The organism is Pedobacter sp., assembly GCF_046462515.1.
GTDB lineage: Bacteria > Bacteroidota > Bacteroidia > Sphingobacteriales > Sphingobacteriaceae > Pedobacter.
This window is the reverse complement of the sequence record NZ_JBKGVD010000004.1, coordinates 127,090-143,644: the sequence shown is the minus strand read 5'-3', so window position 1 is coordinate 143,644 and position 16,555 is coordinate 127,090. Positions and strand designations below refer to the sequence as shown.

The following is a 16,555-nucleotide window of genomic DNA, read 5'->3' as shown; positions in this document are numbered from 1 at the left end:
CATTCCAATTCGGAACAAGTGTTAAGGATTTAACGCAAAAAAGAGAAGAGTTGTATATAGTGCGGGGTGGAGCAGTTGGTAGCTCGTCGGGCTCATAACCCGAAGGTCGCACGTTCGAGTCGTGTCCCCGCTACCAAATAAGTGCAAGGTAGCACTTGAAATAATGGCCCGTTCGTCTAGGGGTTAGGACGCCAGATTTTCATTCTGGAAACAGGGGTTCGATTCCCCTACGGGCTACGAAAAACATCAATCAAAAATTCAGGTTGGTGTTTTTTTATGCAGATTAAGGATTGTTAATCTGTCAGATTTACTGAAATTTGGTCCATTCGTCTAGGGGTGAGGACGCCAGATTTTCATTCTGGAAACAGGGGTTCGATTCCCCTATGGACTACTGAATTTTTTAAACCGTTATCATTGATCAGCGGTTTTTTTGTTTTATGTATTGTCTTACTTTTAAGCAGAACTTTTCTTATCAATACCAATAATATCTATCTTTAGCTTGTATTATTAACGATAAATTGAAAGCTACTACCGAGATACTATTTATACTAAGTGCTGTAGGATCATTAAATGGATTAATCTTAGCTGGATATCTGTTTTTTGTGCATAAAAATAAGTCAATCGCAGAGTTATTTCTGGCTGTGCTGCTATTGATGTTATCAATCAGGATAGGAAAATCGGTTTTCTTATATTTCAATCCTGGCTTATTAAAAATTTATCTTCAAATTGGCCTTTCGGCATGTTTTTTTATTGGGCCATCGCTTTACTATTTTACCAAGGCAAGTTTTGCATCTTTTGAACGAGTACCTAAAGCATGGCTAACAGTATATATAATTCTGGTTGTTTTGGCTCTCGTAGGAGGAAGTATTTGGCCTTATGAAGATTTTTCTGAAGCTTGGAGAAAAATCATTATTCCTTATGTTATTTATGGCGAGTGGGCTGTTTTTGCAATAATGTCGCTTTACATTTATATTAAGCGTAGAAGAGAGGCCAAGCCATTGGTAAAAGCGGTAGTTATTGGCAATTGCCTTATATTTTTGGCTTATGTATTGGCTATTCTAAATTGGATACCCGGATCCTATATATTAGGAAGCATTATGTATTCGTTCATTTTATACCTTTCAATTTTTATTGCTTTTTATAAAAATAAGCAGGAGAAAACAGAAGAGGCCGATAAATATCAGAACAAAAAGATAGCACAAGAAAATGCAATGCGTATTATTACCAAGCTAGAAAATATCGTTGAAAAGGATTGTCTTTACCAAAATTCTGAACTTAAACTGAGTGATCTGGCTCAGAGATTAAATATTGCCCCGCATCAGCTCTCCCAAATATTAAATGATAATTTGGGCAAAAGCTTCTCTAATTTTATTAATGAATACCGTATTAATGAAGCTGCTAAAAGAATTCTTAATGAAACCCATCTAAAAATAGAGGAGATAGGCTATGAAGTGGGGTTTAATTCAAAATCAGCTTTTTTCACTGCGTTTAAAAAAGTAAAACATACCACGCCATTAAAATACAGAGAGGAACTACTGGCAGCTCAGCCCGGTTCTGTTTTATAAATCAGAACTTCTGACTTCCAAATTCAGAACTCTTAAAATAATTCATATCAATAGTTTTGGACAAAATGTTATTCATTATGTGCCTTAAAACTATTATTACATTTATTCTTTTTATCAGCACGCTTGCTGCTTTTTCACAAACCACCGTGCGTGGAACCATTAAAAGCTCCGGAAACCAAACACCTATACCAACAGCGAATATTCATCTGATTGGTGAAACGGTTAGCAGCTCCAGATTGCTAACCATAACCGATACATTAGGCCGATTTAATTTTGAAACCACGGCTAAATCTAAGATTATATTAAGCATTACAGCTATAGGGTATGAAAATTATACTTTGTTTGTTGAATTAGGCAATCCTTTGGTCGAATTAGGGGTACTGTATCTAAGGCCAAGTACCACCTTGTTAAGTGAGGTGGTGGTGAAAGCCAACATTCCTTCGGTTACTATAAATAAAAGCGGTAACACACTCATCAGGGTTGCAGATAATAAAGAGCTTACGGCTACTGCTAATTTTTTAGATGTATTAAAACGTATTCCTGGGCTTGTTGTAAACGGAGAAAATACCATTTTAATGGGGAACGGTATCCAGCCCGAAGTTTTTATTAACGGAAGACCTTTACATTTAAATGGCACTGAGCTTATCAGTTATTTACAAGGTTTGCCACCCGAGCGGGTGTTGTCTGTAGAATTAATTGCAAATCCTTCGGCAAAATATGACGGTGAATTCAAAGCTATTATTGATATAAAATTAAAAAAAGAGAAAAGTGCCGGATGGGTAGCAAGTTATACAGGACAGGTAGATCAGAATGAATTTACCAGTACCTACCAAAATGTAAATCTTTCTTTTAACAGGAATAAGCTGCAAGCATTTGGCTCATTTAATTATGAAGGAGGGAAAACCATTTATCGCTATGCTGCTTTTCAGCATCTGCCCAATACCAATTTCATGGCTACCCGTTTACAGCAGGCAAATGGTCAAAATAACTACAATCTACAGACTGGAATAGAATACGCCATTAATGAAAAGAACAAATTAAGTGCTTTGGTAAGATATTATTCGCCACTAAATGAACGTGAACGTGAAGGGAGCATACTGATGTTTGATAACGATAGAAAAGATACTGTTTCTCATTTTTTAAATTCCAATCCGCTTCATTACGAGCAAAAGAATCTGGCCTTAACCTTAAATCATGAATTGAGTTTTAAAGATTTTAAGCTTGGGTTTTTGATAAACAGATTATCTGTAAAAAATAATCAATATGATGACTTTTTCAATTTAGATGCTTTGGCAGCAAAACGCTTAGATTATTGGAAATCTGATTTGCGCAATCAGTATATAATTAATAGTTTGCAAACAGATCTGTCAAGAAAATTCAATAATTGGGAAATTGAAGGCGGATTTAAAATCGTTCAGTCTAATTCAGCTAATCAACTTCAGTTTGATGTTTGGGATAAAGACAGCGGAAGGTTTTTTGATGATGTATCCCGAAGCAATTTTTTTGAATATACGGAAAGAATCAAAGCTGGGTATCTGGGTTTTTCAGGTAAAATAGATAAGTTAACATTAAGCGGTGGATTGCGAACAGAGTATACGCATACAGTTTCTAATTCCATTACGCTTGACTCTGTGGTGCTCAATAGTTATTTCAAATGGCTGCCTTCTGTAAGCGCAAGTTACCGCATAGATGATAACCAAAATATAGCCCTTTCTTTTTCAAGCAGACTTACCAGACCTAATTTTGGGCAGCTAAACCCCTTTAGGTTTTATTTTAGCATATTTAATTACTGGATTGGTAATCCTTATTTGTTACCCGCAAAAAGGGATCAGTTCAAAATAAATTACCAGTTCAAACAATTACTGATAGAAGCTAATTTTGGGATTGAACGAGATGTATTAGCCCGTTACCCATTATATGATGTGGTAACAAATGAAATGGCTTATCTAGGGACGAACCTTCCTCAGAAAAAATTTGCAAATATTGTCCTTAATCTTCCTGTTAAAATTAAATCTTGGTGGCAAATGGGTTATCAGCTATCTGGTTATTATAACAAAGAAAAGACACCCTATCTAAATGAAGTTTTTAATCTTAATATTTACAATTATATAGCTCGATTAAATCAGGTTTTTTCATTGCCTGGTAATACAGCCTTAAATCTTGTTGCTAACTATGAATCGAGATCTGGAAACAGCCTGTATATTATAAAACCCATGTATAATGTAGATATAAGTGTGCAGAAAAAGTGGTTGCAGGGGAAATTAAACACAAAATTAGCCTTTCTTGATCTATTTAATACATATAGCCAATATTTAATCTTTAGAAGGAAAGACATGCTTAACAATGAACTTTCTCATTGGTGGGGAATGCGAAAAGCCCAGTTCTCCATTACCTATAATTTTGGTAGTGAAACCACTAAAATGCAAAATCCAAGGGTTTCAGAAGAGGATACAAGGGTAAGATAATTTTATTTAAAGGAAATCTAACTGCAGGCCTTAAAACCGCTAATTATTTGGTTAGCGGTTTTATTGTAATCAAAAATTAATCTTTTGGCTCCCAAAGTTCAATTTTGTTGCCTTCTGCATCAAGAATATGTACAAATTTGCCATAGTCATAGCTTTCTATTTGATCTACAATGGTAACACCTTCTTTCTTCAATTCCTCAACAAGTGCCTCAAGATCTGCAACCCTGTAATTGATCATAAAATCTTTTACAGAAGGTTCAAAGTATTTTGTGGTTTCGGCAAAGGGGCTCCATTGTGTCTGAGCTTTTTGGGTATGATCCTCGCCTTCGTACCATTCAAAAGTTGCCCCGTAAGGATTTGTATTTAAACCCAAGTGTTTTTGATACCATTCTGTCATTTTCTTGGGGTCTTTGCATTTAAAGAAAATACCGCCAATACCTGTTACTTTTTTCATTGCTGATTTATTTTGTGTTGAAATAATCGTTTTGAGCGTAAAGCCCAACAGAAAAGAAAGCTATTCTAACTTTTTCTAATTTTCTAAGCTTGATCCATCAGCAGATCTGGTATCTGTTCTGCGGCTACCGTCATACAATTCATAAGTTAACAATCTGCAATCCAGTTTACCATTATAAAATTCAATCTTACGCTCAGCTTTCAAACCAATCTTCTTAGCCAAATCAGGATTACCTGTAAAAATATAGCCCCTGTAACCTTTGCAATGCTGCTTCATAAAATCGCCCATACGTTTGTACGTAAGCTCCAGTTTCTGGTGCGTACCTAAACGCTCGCCATACTCAGGATTAAAAACAACCACACCTTTACCGCTCTCAGGTACAGGCGTTTCAGCAAAATCACATACCTCAAAATGGATCAGCTGGTCAACGCCTGCCGTTTTGGCATTTTTGCGACTTACATCAACTGCATCCTCAGAAATATCGGTGGCGTAAATCTGTATATCCGTATTTTTTACAACCTGATCCTTTAATATTCTTCTTTCGGCAAAAAATGCCAGTTCGTCATAACCTATAATATGCATGAAGCCATAGTTCATTCTGAACAAGCCCGGGCGTCTGTTGGTAGCAATCAAAGCTGCCTCGATGGCCAAAGTTCCAGAACCGCACATTGGGTTAATAAAAGGCGATTTTTGATCCCATTGAGTCGCAAAAATTACACTTGAGGCCAAAGCTTCGAGCATGGGTGCTTTTCCCGGAATTTTACGATAACCGTGTTTGCTTAGTGTTTCTCCGCTGCTATCAATAAAAATTTCTGCGTCGCTGTCTTTCCAGTACAAATGAATTACAGCTTTATTTACCTCATTTCCGGAGTTGGGACGCATTCCCTTTTTAGCTTTGATCCTATCGGCAATGGCGTCTTTAACCTTTAAATTGGCAAAAAGAGGGGTGGTTATATGCACATTGTTCACATTTGAGGTTACCGAGAAATAACCTGTAAAATCAATAAGCTCTTCCCATTCCATTTGAACCAATGTATCATACAATTCGGCAGGAGTACCCGCTTTAAAGCTTTGTAAACTATATAAAATCTGGCTTGCACAGCGCAGGTTCAGATTCAGTTTTATACATTCTGTAAGCGTTATGTTTAACTCTACACCTGTCTGGAAAGTTCTAACCGGTTCATAACCAAGTTCTGTAATCTCTTTTTCCAGATATGGAGATAATCTTTTATTGCAGGTTACAATGACCTTGCTTTTTGTGTGGAAAACTTGTTTCATAACGTTTGCGAAGTTATCAATAAAAATATAGAGATTTGATTGGAGAGATAATAAAAAGATTTGACATGGAAATTAAAGGCAAGGTGCATGAAATTGGCGCTGTACAACAAGTAACCGAAACGTTTAAAAAACGTGATTTAATTATAGAATACGTAGAAAACCCACAATATCCTGAATACATCAGATTTGAAGCTACGCAAGATAAAACAGCTTTATTTGATACGGTAAAACCAGGTGATGAAGTGGAAGTTTCTTTCAATCTACGTGGCAGACCATGGACAAACAGAGAAGGTGTAACGACATATTTTAACACCCTTTCGGTTTGGCGATTAACTGCTCTTACCAATAACGCTACGCCGGCAGCTCAACCGGCTTTTGCAGCACCAGCTGATTTAAATGCGACTGCTGAAGAAGACGATTTGCCATTTTAATAAATTTTTAAGGAAACAATTGAGGCCATTCGGAGTAATTTCTGGATGGCTTTTTTTATGGTTTTCACTGTTAAAAAGTGTTAAATGAAGGCGGTTTAGTGCTTACTTGCTTATTTTTGAGATAACATGAAAAAGAGAAACCTCTGGATTATTACGGCTTTAATGACAGTAGCCCTTTTGGGTGTATTTGTAATGCAGTTGTTTTACATCAGGGAATCTTATTCTCTGAAATTACAATTGTTTGATCAGGATGTGAACCAAGCGTTATCATCGGTTGTAAACACCATACAGAAGCGTAACGTAGTAAAGCATTTTGATGAGAGAGATCGGGTTTCGCAAAGAGAACATACTTCAAGAATAAGAAGCCAAACAGATTCTATTGTTGCCTTTAAGGTAAGATTTAAAGAAAATGAAGCCATCAGAAAATATAAGCAACAGCAGCAATTGGTCGATTACCTGAATTTTCAGGACAGTGCGATTAGAGCCAATTATTTTTCACCAACCATTATTAGCGAAGAAACTTACCGGGCTTTTACAAACCCTAATCCGGGGAGTAACGGCCTTAAATATGAAGTTAAAGATATTAAGGATGTTAATGGCAACCTAATTGACAGACGCATTATTACCAATATTGCCAGTATAAGACGTCTGCCTGGAATTAATAACCTGCCCGATACGATTAGGTACATTGCCATTAACCCTTCTAATTATTTACCTTATACTGTTTCATTGGCCAGTAAAGATCCAGAGCTGATTCGGAAATTTAAGGTTGAAGATGCTAAGGCAGAGCGCAAATACCAGATGGAGTTGGAACGCCTGTATGCAGATACTTTGAATATATATGAAACAACAAGCTATAATCTGGTGCAGGATGTGGCTAAAGAATTACAGAACAAAGATGTGCCTTTAGAGAATAGGGTGCCTGGTAAAGATGATCTGGATACACTGATCAGAAAAGAACTCTTAAGCCGCAATATTAATCTGCCCTACAGTTTTTGGTTAACTCCTTCAAAAAATCAGGACAAGATTATTTACAGAAATGTGATCAATAAAAATGACGAGCTGTTGCCTAAAAACACCTATCAGAAGGTTGTTTTTGGCAATGATATTGCCATTGCCGATCCGGGAATGCTTTACCTCAGTTTCCCATCTAAAAACAACCTGATTTTAAGTAATATGTTTGTAACACTTGCATCATCGGCCGGCTTGTTATTGATATTAATCTTTATTTTTACCTATACCATCATGTCTATAGTAAGACAGAAGAAATTGTCTGAAATGAAAAATGATTTCATTAATAACATGACACATGAGTTTAAAACCCCGGTAGCTACCATTATGATCGCAAGTGAAGCTTTGAAAGATCCTGATATTATTGGCGACAAAAACAGAGTTAACCGGTTAGCTAATGTTATTTATGATGAAAATGTGCGTTTAGGTAACCACATTGAACAGGTATTGAACGCGGCAAGAGCTGATAAAAAAGAAATTAAGTTTGATGTTAAGCCAGTTAAGATAAATGAACTGATTGCTGCTGTGGTAGATAGCATGAGTCTGCAACTGCAAAAAAGAAACACACATCTTACTTTGTATCTGGATGCGATTGCAGATGAACTGGAAGGCGATGAGCTGCATTTATCAAATGTAATTTATAACCTGATAGACAATGCTATTAAATACAGTGTAAATGAACCTAAGATTACCATAGAAACTGCAAGCAGTTTTAGCCATATCAGTATAAAAATTACCGACGAAGGGATTGGGATGACCCGCGAGCAGACAAAACGTATATTTGACCAGTTTTACCGAGTACCAACCGGAAATTTACACAATGTAAAAGGTTTTGGTTTAGGGCTAAATTATGTGCAGGATATTATTACCCAAATGCATGGCAAGATTAAAGTAAACAGCGAAAAAGATAAGGGAACGACGTTTGAAATAATTCTTCCGATATAAAAATAAAACCATGAAACGAATACTATTAGTTGAAGATGATCCAAATTTAGGCCTGCTACTGCAAGACTACCTACAGCTTAAGGGTAATTTTGAGGTAATTTTGTGCACAGATGGAGAAGAAGGATTTAAGGCTTTTTCAAAACAGCATTTCGATCTCTGCATACTGGATGTGATGATGCCTAAAAAAGATGGATTTACTTTAGGTAAAGAGATCAGGAAGATTAATCAGCAAGTGCCTATTATTTTTGCCACAGCTAAATCAATGATAGAAGATAAAGCATCGGCATATGATTTAGGGGGCGATGATTACATTACCAAGCCTTTTAGAATTGAAGAATTGTTGTTGAGGATAAACGCACTTTTAAAACGCGTAGTTACAACAGAAAATGTTTCGGCCGAACCTGAACCAACACAATTTGAAATAGGAAAATATATTTTTGACTATACCACACAGCAGATCAACTTTAACGGTACACAGCAAAAATTATCAACCAAAGAAGCAGAGTTGCTACGCTTGCTTTGCTTAAAAATGAATAGCGTTTTAACCCGTGAAGAAGCCCTGCTTAACATCTGGCATGACGATAATTATTTTAACGGGCGTAGCATGGATGTTTTTTTGAGCAAGCTTCGTAAGTACTTAAAAGAAGATCCTAAGGTAGAGATCATTAACGTACATGGAAAAGGGTATAAACTTATTGTAAGCTAATACCCTTTGTTTTGGTTTACTTAAAGCGTAAACCATTTATAGTTTTCATTTGCTGTTTTTCCCCAGTCTTTAAAAGCACTTTTTAAGATGTCGTAAAGTTGTTTATGATTTACGGCTTTGCCTTTTGTAGGTGCTTTTAATTTATCATCGGTAATAGGTTGGTCACTTACCGAAGTAGCAAACCAAGTTACATGTTCATAAGGTAAGGCTACACCTAAGATCATTCCCGGTAAACCACTAAAACCTTCTGGTCCGCCACTTACAGCAATCTCATCGGTGTAAAAAGCAACTACATAAACTGAATCCATTATAAGCGCATTGGCCCTGCGACAGTTATAGCCGGCAATATCCCTAAACTCATCGGTAATCTTCCAGTTTATTTTCCTTGTACTATCGTTAATGAGGTAGTTTTGTTCATATACCTTTTTTAAGACGGTACTGGTACCTTCATTGAGTTTGGTTAATATGGTATTGTTTTGCTGAAATTGGATCAGGTCTAAGAAACCATTAGAAATAACGGCATCTTCTATAGGCGTAAAAAGTGTTTTGCTGTTGCCAAAAGTGAGCTTGCTCTTTTGGAGCTTAAACTGAGGATTGTTTTTCTGGTAATTTTCAACAAATGTTTTGCTGAACACGTTATCGCTATTGCCCCATAATTCCATCTGTTTTTTAATTAAAGCAAAAGTATTTATTCTTTTTTCAAATTCAATAGTGCCTTGGGTTACAAAACGTGTATGCTGCGCATAACTTTTGTGCAGGGTAGCCAATAATAATATGATGATGATATTTTTTATCTTATTCATAGATTTAAGGTTTTTGAGGTGCACCGCCCATTTTATTGAAATCCCAGATCAGGGAGAACATAAAGTAACGATTGATATTATTATATGTAGTTTGTGTGATAGAGTTTGAATTGCTAAACCTGTCAAAGCCTTTATTTTGATTAAGTAAATCGTTTACGCTTAGCATTAATTTTAATTTTTCTTCTTTATAAAAAGCTTTTGTAATCCTGGCATTTACAATAAATTGCTCAAAACTTTTATCAAATGATGCTGATTTAGGTTGATAGGTATAATCCCCGTCGGCATTTAATTTCACTTTTCCGGGTAATTTCACACTTGTATAAAAACTACCTGAACTACCCCAGCCTTTATTGTTTACATGTTTTTGAAGTGAGGCCTCTTGCGCATTATAGCTTGGGCCAAAGCTTATATAAAAATCATAATTTTCTGTATATTTAGAAATATTGGCTCTAGGGTTAAGACCCATATTGGTAGAGGTGTTTAAATCTCCATTTACATAATTGTAATTTTTTGAGTTATTAATATTTAAACTTAAACCTCCGCTTATGCCATTTGTATAAGGAATCTTTCGGCTAAAATTTGCATATGCATAAACAGAGTAAGGTGTTTTATTATGCAGATTTGCAGATTTATAAATGGTTACACCTTTATCATCAGTAGTGTTGTTACTTACAATTTGGTTGCTGGTAAAGCGATAGTTACCACTAAAATAAAAACTCTGATTGGTGATTACTTTGTAGCTACGGTAACTAAATCTGAGGCCGTTAGTGTACGATGGTTTTAGATTTGGATTGCCTTCAGGTATATTTAAAGGGTCATCATTGGTTTTTACAGGTTGTAACTGTGTTACGCCTGGCTGGGTTGTGTTGCCATTGTAATTAAATGAAACCGATTTCTGATTAGAGAATTTATAGGTATAAGAAGCCTGAGGCAACCAGTTGATAAAATTGCGGTCAAACTTTTGATTGGTTAAATGCTCTGACTGGTTAAAACGTGCAAAGTTGGTCTTGTTGCCAAAACTAATTACGGTTTTACCTTTTGCATAATTAAATACTGCACCAACTTGATGCGTAAGCTGATCAGATTCAAAATAATTGCTGTATTCATTGTTTAGAATGTTATAGACACCTGGAGCAGATGCATCGTAAGTTCTCTTATCGGCTTTGCCGTTTATAAAAGTAAGGCCATAATTGGTTACCAATTTTAAGAACTGGCTTATAGGTTCATTATAAGTAATGTTTGTACTTACTTTAAGGTTTTTGAGGTGGTTGTCTTTAAACTGATCAATAAGCTCTGATTTGTATTTTATTTCATTTTCATCAAAAAACTCATTTAAAGAATACATATAGCCTTCGCTATTGGTTTGGTTGTAAGACTGGCTCAGGTTAATAGAATAATTGCGACCAGCTTTTTTTAGTTTTTTGCTAAACAGTGCACTGAGGTTAAATGCTTGTTGTTTACTCTCATTGGTGGTATTACGATCAGATGTATTTAATAATGTGTTATCTCCGCGCTGTGAAGTAGCGTTATAAGTATTATCTTTATTAACATTGCCTAAGCTTCCATCTATATTAATTTTTAGATTAGCATTGGTGTCTATTTTGATGTTATAGGTAGCATCTACTTTTTGTCTAAAAGATCTGCTGTTACTGTATTCAGTGTTATTGCTGTTAATTATGCCATTAGGAAGATTGTTTTGATTTATGGTGTTTTTATCGACAAATACATTCAAGTTCCCTAACTTATAATTAGTATTGATGCTTTCTTTGTCGCCATTCCATTTATTTTCGTAGTGAAAGCCACCGTTTGCAGCTTTAGGAATACCCTGGCCCCAAAACTGGCTGCCAATATCTTCATCACTTGAATACATGATCATACCGCCATCGTCAGTCATTTCCATATTACCTGATAAGCCGCCATATTTACCTGCATCTTCCCAACCTAAACCTGTTTTTGTAGTATTACTGGCAGTGGCATAAGCAGCAATCCTCTCTTTGTTCTTAAACTTGTTGAACATGCCTTGCAGTACATAGAAATCTTGTGTTGCATAGCCAGCCTCAGCTTTTCCAAAATAACCCTGTTTCTTATCTTCTTTTAGTACAATATTTAAAGTTTGTTTTTTCTGTCCGTCATCAACCCCGGTAAATGCGGCCTGATCGCTGCTTTTTTCAAAGAGCTGTACTTTATCAACCATATCTGCCCGCAGGTTTTTGGTAACCAAAGTAGGGTCGTCGCCAAAAAACTCTTCACCATCTACCAGAACTTTTTCTACAGTTTTACCTTGTGCTGTAATCTTGCCATTAGCATCAACCTGTAAACCTGGAAATTTCTTTAAAAGATCTTCTACCTTATCATTGGGTTGTATGGTATAAGCCGCGGCATTAAACTCGGTGGTATCGCCTTTAATTTTAATGGCGGTAGCCTGCCCTTTGATAATTACCTCATTTAAAAGCTTAGATTTTAATTTCATATCTATGCTTTTCAGATCAATATGATTTTGCCCGTTGCTTAAAGTAAAAGGGTTAACATAATCAACATATTCAGGATAGGTGAGTAAGAGAATGAAATTCCCATTTTTTAAATTGTTCAACGCAAAACTACCGTCAGCAGCAGCCCGGGTAAATTTGTAAAGCGTAGAATCCTTAGCATTTAAAATACTGATAGTTGCATTGGTGAGTTTCACTTTTGCGGCAACATCTTCAACTATTCCTTTTATGGAATTGTTTTGTCCGCGGGCAGTCATGCCTATTATTAAATAACAGCATAACAGCAAAAGAGCTTTCTTCATATCTGGCTGGTTTGATTTTGGGAGTAAATTAAAACTAAAATCTTAGTTTTGAAAGGGCAATTTTCAGATTTAACATTTTGTAACATTATTTAACACTTGTATGATAATTAACTGGGTAGTGTTTTACTGAGCATATATCTTAAAATGGAAGGTTATTAAATATTATAATTTTAAATTTGTTGCTGATTGTAGATAACAATTGTGGAGATCAAACTTTTATAAATAGGTTTGATCTTTCAACTTACCTGTCTGTTAAAAAAAAATAGTTTTAATGATAGAAGATTTATCGCTTGCACCTGCAGAGATTGCGGCAAAATTTATTAACCAAACGCATCGGCATGTTTTTTTAACAGGTAAGGCGGGCACAGGAAAAACGACTTTTTTAAAAGAGATTATTGCAAAAACGCATAAGAAAACCATTATTGTGGCACCTACAGGCATTGCTGCTATTAATGCAGGTGGTGTAACTGTACATTCATTATTCCAGCTTCCTTTTGGCACTTTTATACCTCGTATTCTTACAGAAGATCAGTTTACAGGGCAGCATTACCATAACCCTCAAACTTTGGTAAAGCATTTAGGGATGAATGCGGCAAAAAGGCGGATGCTGTTGGATATAGAGTTGCTGATCATAGATGAGGTAAGCATGTTGCGTGCCGATTTGTTAGATGCCATAGATTTTGTATTGAGATTTGTGCGCAGAAATAATGCGGGTTTTGGAGGTGTGCAGCTCCTGTTTATAGGCGATTTGCATCAGCTGCCCCCTGTAGTAAAAAATACCGAATGGAATCTTTTAAGCTCATGTTATAGCAGTGCTTTCTTTTTTGATGCACTGGCATTAAGGAGCCAGCCGCCGGTTTATATAGAGCTTGAAAAAATATACCGTCAGGATGATGATACCTTTATCGGTTTATTGAACAATCTTCGCAATAATAAAACTACCGAAGCTGATATTGGCCTATTAGAGCAGTATTATAAAGCTGATTTTGAACCCTCGTTAAAAGACAATTACATTACTTTAACTACGCATAACCATAAAGCCGATGGGCTGAATAAAAGCAATCTGGAGAAATTAAAATCTAAATCTTTTTTTTACAAGGCTCATATTGAAGGCGATTTTCCTGAAAATGCATTTCCGGCGGAGAGTACTTTAGAATTAAAAGTAGGTGCACAGGTAATGTTTATCAAAAACGACCCGAGAGGAGAGCAACGTTTCTTTAATGGTAAGCTGGCTGTGGTAACCCATTTAAGCAATTCATTTATAGAAGTACAGCCCGATGGGGAAACAGAAACGCTACTGCTGGAGCAATATACCTGGAGAAATATCAGATATACAACTAACAAAGCAACCAATGAGATCGAAGAAGATATCATTGGAACTTTTACTCAGTTTCCGCTTAAGCTGGCATGGGCAATTACGGTACATAAAAGCCAGGGACTAACTTTTGATAAGGCCATTATAGATATTGGTGATGCTTTTGCTCCGGGACAGATTTACGTTGCTTTATCGCGATTACGTTCATTAAATGGCTTGGTGCTTACTTCTTTAATGGGCAACCGTGTAATAAGGGCAGATCAGAACGTAACATATTTTTCTCGGCTTAAAGAGCAACAGGGCGATTTGCAGGAGCAGATCAAAAAAGAGAGAGAACTTTATATCAGGCATATCCTGATCAATAGTTTTGATTTGACCCACCTGGATATATATACTTATGAGCATGCTTTCAGCTACTCAAAAGATGAAAAAAGGTCGGTTAAACAACACTATGCAAAATGGGCCGAACAATTACAAACTGATATCAAAGCGCTAAAAGTAAATGCCGATAAATTTTTAAAACAGATAGAAAAAATATTTGCTACAGAAAGCCCCGGACAGTTAGATATACTAAGAGATCGGATAGAAGCCGCCACCCGGTATTTTAATCCTCTATTGCAGCAATATAGTTGTTCGGTTTTTGATACCATAGAAGAGGTTAAGCAGCAGAAGCAAACCAAAACTTATCATCGGGAGTTGTTGGATTTAGAGGCAATGATTTATGAGCAATACAAGAGAATTGCCAAGGCAGGATTATTGATGCAGGCTGCTGTTAATAATATAGAATTAGACAAAGAAGCTTTTGTTTCTCTGAATGAAAATCCTGAACGGGAGGCACAGATTCTAAGGGCTTATACTTTGGCCAATGATCAAGAGCTTACAGAAGAAACCTATTTTGCCAAGCCTAAAAAGACTAAAAAAAACCAGAAGATAAAAGAACCTAAAGAAGATACCAAAGCCATTACGTTAAGGTTGTTTAGAGAAGGGAAAACACCAACAGAAATAGCGCAGGAGCGTAAAATGACCAAAGCTACTATTGAAGGTCATTTGGCACATTTTGTAGCTCAACAGATGATCAATGCCAAAGAGGTTGTAGCACCAAAAAAGTTAGAAGAAATTCTATATGCCATAAGGGAACATAAGACCATAAAATTAGGAGAATTGAAAGAAATCCTGCCTAAAAATATAGATTATGCCGAAATCAAGATAGGTATAGCGGCATATTTGGCAGAAGGTGAATAAAAGGAAATGAAAAAGCTGTTTAAAGCAACTGCCACATTGAGCTTTCAAAATGTTAGTCCTAATAATAAGATAAGTTTCCAACAGGTTCAGCTTAACAGTAGAGGTATTACTTTAAACAGCTTTCTATATTAAGTTTAGTAAATTATTTCCATCCGCCGCCCAGTGCACGGTATAAATTAACCACAGCTTGCAATTTTTGCAACTTGTCGTTAACGGCACTTAATTGTGCATTCAGCAGACTTTGCTCAGAAGTTAATACATCAGTATAATTGGTGGCCGAACTGTATTTTAGCAATTCTTCTGTAAACTCAACTGCTTTTTGTAAAGAAGCAATTTGCTTAGCTCTCGAAGTTTCTTTTTCTATCGCAGTCTGGTAAGCATATAATGCATTTGAAACTTCGCTTCCGGCTGTTAAAATAGCTTTCTGGAAATCATTAAATGCAATTTGCTGGTTAGCTTTAGCGGTTTCTAAGCGAACCTTATTTTGCCCACGGTTAAAAATGGGCTGAGTTAATCCACCTACAATATTATAGAAAACAGAATTATCAAACAGGTTTTGCAGTTTTAAACTTGATAAACCCCCATTAGCTGTTAAAGTTAACGAAGGGTAAAAATAAGTTTTGGCCACATTGGTGTTTTCAAAAGCTGCCCTGAAAGCAAACTCAGCCTGTTGCACATCCGGACGGTTTTTGAGCAATAAACTAGGTACCCCGGTATTTAGATCATTATAAACTTGTTGATTGTCTATATTACTACGTTGAATTTGACCGGCAGGTCTGTTTAGCAAAATACTTAAAGCGTTTTCAGTTTCCCTGATGCTTCTTTTCAAATCAGGAATACTCACTTCTGCAGCATATTTATTAGCTTCGCTTTGCACCACTGCTGCACCATTTACTATACCGGCTTCTTTTAACGATTTAATGGTTTCAACACTTTTTTCTCTAACCTTTAAGGTTTGCTCGGTGATTTTTAACTGTTGATCTAATGCAATTAAACTATAATAAGCATTGGCAATATTACTGATCAACTGGGTCTGTACAACTCTTTTTGCAGCATCCGTTTGCAGGAAAGAAGCTAAAGCAGAACGTTTGCTGCTTGCCAGCTTACCCCATATATCCAATTCCCATGAGGCACTTAACTGTGCTTTGTAGAGTTGTGTTTCAGTATTGATATTTACGCCCGAAGGAAAATTTAAAGCTGCGGAAGACTGTTTATTATCCGCAACAGAAACATCAGCCGTTAAAGTAGGTAGAAACGCTAATTTACTTCCTGTTAAATTGGCCTGCGCTATTCGCATACGTTCAATAGCGCTTTTCAGATCAAGGTTATTACTCAAGCCTTCCTGTATTAAAGCTCTTAGAGCTTCATCTTTAAAAAGAACTGAAGGTTGCAGATCAGCAATACTTGTACTGTCAGTACTACTTATACCTCTATAGAGATTTTCTGTTTTAAGTTCGGGTTGTTTATATTTTTGTGTAACACACGATGCAAAGCTTAAAGCAATGAAACCTGCCACAAAAATGTATATGTTCTTATTGTTGTTCATTTCTAA

General features: G+C 36.1%; 11 protein-coding genes and 3 tRNA genes. 9 read left to right on the top strand and 5 right to left on the bottom strand.

Going from position 1 to position 16,555, the window contains the following annotated elements; translation table 11 throughout:
• Positions 1–60 precede the first annotated feature (60 nt).
• The 5 genes from ACLHG9_RS04125 to ACLHG9_RS04105 all read left to right on the top strand — a co-directional run bounded on the left by ACLHG9_RS04125 (position 61) and on the right by ACLHG9_RS04105 (position 4,030).
• A tRNA-Met gene (locus ACLHG9_RS04125) sits at positions 61–136 on the top strand.
• Between the two features lie 29 nt (positions 137–165).
• Positions 166–237, top strand: a tRNA-Glu gene (locus ACLHG9_RS04120).
• Between the two features lie 82 nt (positions 238–319).
• Positions 320–391, top strand: a tRNA-Glu gene (locus tag ACLHG9_RS04115).
• 127 nt (positions 392–518) lie between these two features.
• Positions 519–1,565 (top strand): helix-turn-helix domain-containing protein, encoded by a 1,047-nt coding sequence (locus tag ACLHG9_RS04110; protein WP_410220256.1) that lies wholly within the window; start codon positions 519–521, stop codon positions 1,563–1,565.
• Between the two features lie 77 nt (positions 1,566–1,642).
• Positions 1,643–4,030 carry a TonB-dependent receptor domain-containing protein gene (locus ACLHG9_RS04105; RefSeq protein ID WP_410220255.1) on the top strand — a complete coding sequence of 796 codons (2,388 nt, stop codon included), beginning with the start codon at positions 1,643–1,645 and terminating at the stop codon, positions 4,028–4,030.
• Positions 4,031–4,106: 76 nt separating this feature from the next.
• Here ACLHG9_RS04105 and ACLHG9_RS04100 read toward each other — a convergent pair whose 3' ends face one another.
• Together ACLHG9_RS04100 and ACLHG9_RS04095 are read right to left on the bottom strand one after the other, a co-directional pair.
• The gene (locus tag ACLHG9_RS04100; RefSeq protein ID WP_410220254.1) at positions 4,107–4,484 is read right to left on the bottom strand and encodes a VOC family protein; all 378 of its coding nucleotides are present in this window, start codon (positions 4,482–4,484) and stop codon (positions 4,107–4,109) included.
• Between the two features lie 75 nt (positions 4,485–4,559).
• Positions 4,560–5,762 carry a class I SAM-dependent RNA methyltransferase gene (locus tag ACLHG9_RS04095; protein ID WP_410220253.1) on the bottom strand — a complete coding sequence of 401 codons (1,203 nt, stop codon included), beginning with the start codon at positions 5,760–5,762 and terminating at the stop codon, positions 4,560–4,562.
• 65 nt (positions 5,763–5,827) lie between these two features.
• Here ACLHG9_RS04095 and ACLHG9_RS04090 point away from each other — a divergent pair, with 65 nt between their 5' ends.
• From ACLHG9_RS04090 to ACLHG9_RS04080, 3 genes are all read left to right on the top strand, one after another.
• On the top strand, positions 5,828–6,193 hold the full coding sequence (locus tag ACLHG9_RS04090; RefSeq protein WP_410220252.1) for a DUF3127 domain-containing protein: 366 nt from the start codon (positions 5,828–5,830) through the stop codon (positions 6,191–6,193).
• A 126-nt stretch (positions 6,194–6,319) separates the two neighbouring features.
• The gene (locus ACLHG9_RS04085) at positions 6,320–8,149 is read left to right on the top strand and encodes a sensor histidine kinase (protein WP_410220251.1); all 1,830 of its coding nucleotides are present in this window, start codon (positions 6,320–6,322) and stop codon (positions 8,147–8,149) included.
• A gap of 10 nt (positions 8,150–8,159) precedes the next feature.
• Positions 8,160–8,855, top strand: a complete 696-nt coding sequence (locus tag ACLHG9_RS04080) for a response regulator transcription factor (protein ID WP_410220250.1) — start codon at positions 8,160–8,162, stop codon at positions 8,853–8,855.
• Between the two features lie 20 nt (positions 8,856–8,875).
• Here the strand turns inward: ACLHG9_RS04080 and ACLHG9_RS04075 are convergent, their stop codons facing one another.
• Together ACLHG9_RS04075 and ACLHG9_RS04070 are read right to left on the bottom strand one after the other, a co-directional pair.
• Positions 8,876–9,658: a GLPGLI family protein gene (locus ACLHG9_RS04075; protein ID WP_410220249.1), complete on the bottom strand. Its 783-nt coding sequence runs from the start codon at positions 9,656–9,658 to the stop codon at positions 8,876–8,878.
• A 4-nt stretch (positions 9,659–9,662) separates the two neighbouring features.
• Entirely contained in the window at positions 9,663–12,446 is a 2,784-nt protein-coding gene (locus tag ACLHG9_RS04070) for an outer membrane beta-barrel protein (protein ID WP_410220248.1), read from the bottom strand.
• Between the two features lie 271 nt (positions 12,447–12,717).
• Between ACLHG9_RS04070 and ACLHG9_RS04065 the strand changes: the two genes are divergently transcribed.
• Positions 12,718–15,003, top strand: a complete 2,286-nt coding sequence (locus tag ACLHG9_RS04065; RefSeq protein WP_410220247.1) for a helix-turn-helix domain-containing protein — start codon at positions 12,718–12,720, stop codon at positions 15,001–15,003.
• A gap of 142 nt (positions 15,004–15,145) precedes the next feature.
• Here the strand turns inward: ACLHG9_RS04065 and ACLHG9_RS04060 are convergent, their stop codons facing one another.
• On the bottom strand, positions 15,146–16,549 hold the full coding sequence (locus ACLHG9_RS04060) for an efflux transporter outer membrane subunit (RefSeq protein WP_410220246.1): 1,404 nt from the start codon (positions 16,547–16,549) through the stop codon (positions 15,146–15,148).
• Positions 16,550–16,555 lie beyond the last annotated feature (6 nt).

Bases quoted from the DNA above. Each gene is read 5' to 3' on its own strand.
- ACLHG9_RS04080 (WP_410220250.1), top strand. From the start codon at position 8,160: ATGAAACGAATACTATTAGTTGAAGATGATCCAAATTTAGGCCTGCTA.
- ACLHG9_RS04065 (WP_410220247.1), top strand. From the start codon at position 12,718: ATGATAGAAGATTTATCGCTTGCACCTGCAGAGATTGCGGCAAAATTT.
- ACLHG9_RS04090 (WP_410220252.1), top strand. From the start codon at position 5,828: ATGGAAATTAAAGGCAAGGTGCATGAAATTGGCGCTGTACAACAAGTA.
- ACLHG9_RS04100 (WP_410220254.1), bottom strand. From the start codon at position 4,484: ATGAAAAAAGTAACAGGTATTGGCGGTATTTTCTTTAAATGCAAAGAC.
- ACLHG9_RS04105 (WP_410220255.1), top strand. From the start codon at position 1,643: ATGTGCCTTAAAACTATTATTACATTTATTCTTTTTATCAGCACGCTT.
- ACLHG9_RS04075 (WP_410220249.1), bottom strand. From the start codon at position 9,658: ATGAATAAGATAAAAAATATCATCATCATATTATTATTGGCTACCCTG.
- ACLHG9_RS04095 (WP_410220253.1), bottom strand. From the start codon at position 5,762: ATGAAACAAGTTTTCCACACAAAAAGCAAGGTCATTGTAACCTGCAAT.
- ACLHG9_RS04060 (WP_410220246.1), bottom strand. From the start codon at position 16,549: ATGAACAACAATAAGAACATATACATTTTTGTGGCAGGTTTCATTGCT.
- ACLHG9_RS04085 (WP_410220251.1), top strand. From the start codon at position 6,320: ATGAAAAAGAGAAACCTCTGGATTATTACGGCTTTAATGACAGTAGCC.
- ACLHG9_RS04070 (WP_410220248.1), bottom strand. From the start codon at position 12,446: ATGAAGAAAGCTCTTTTGCTGTTATGCTGTTATTTAATAATAGGCATG.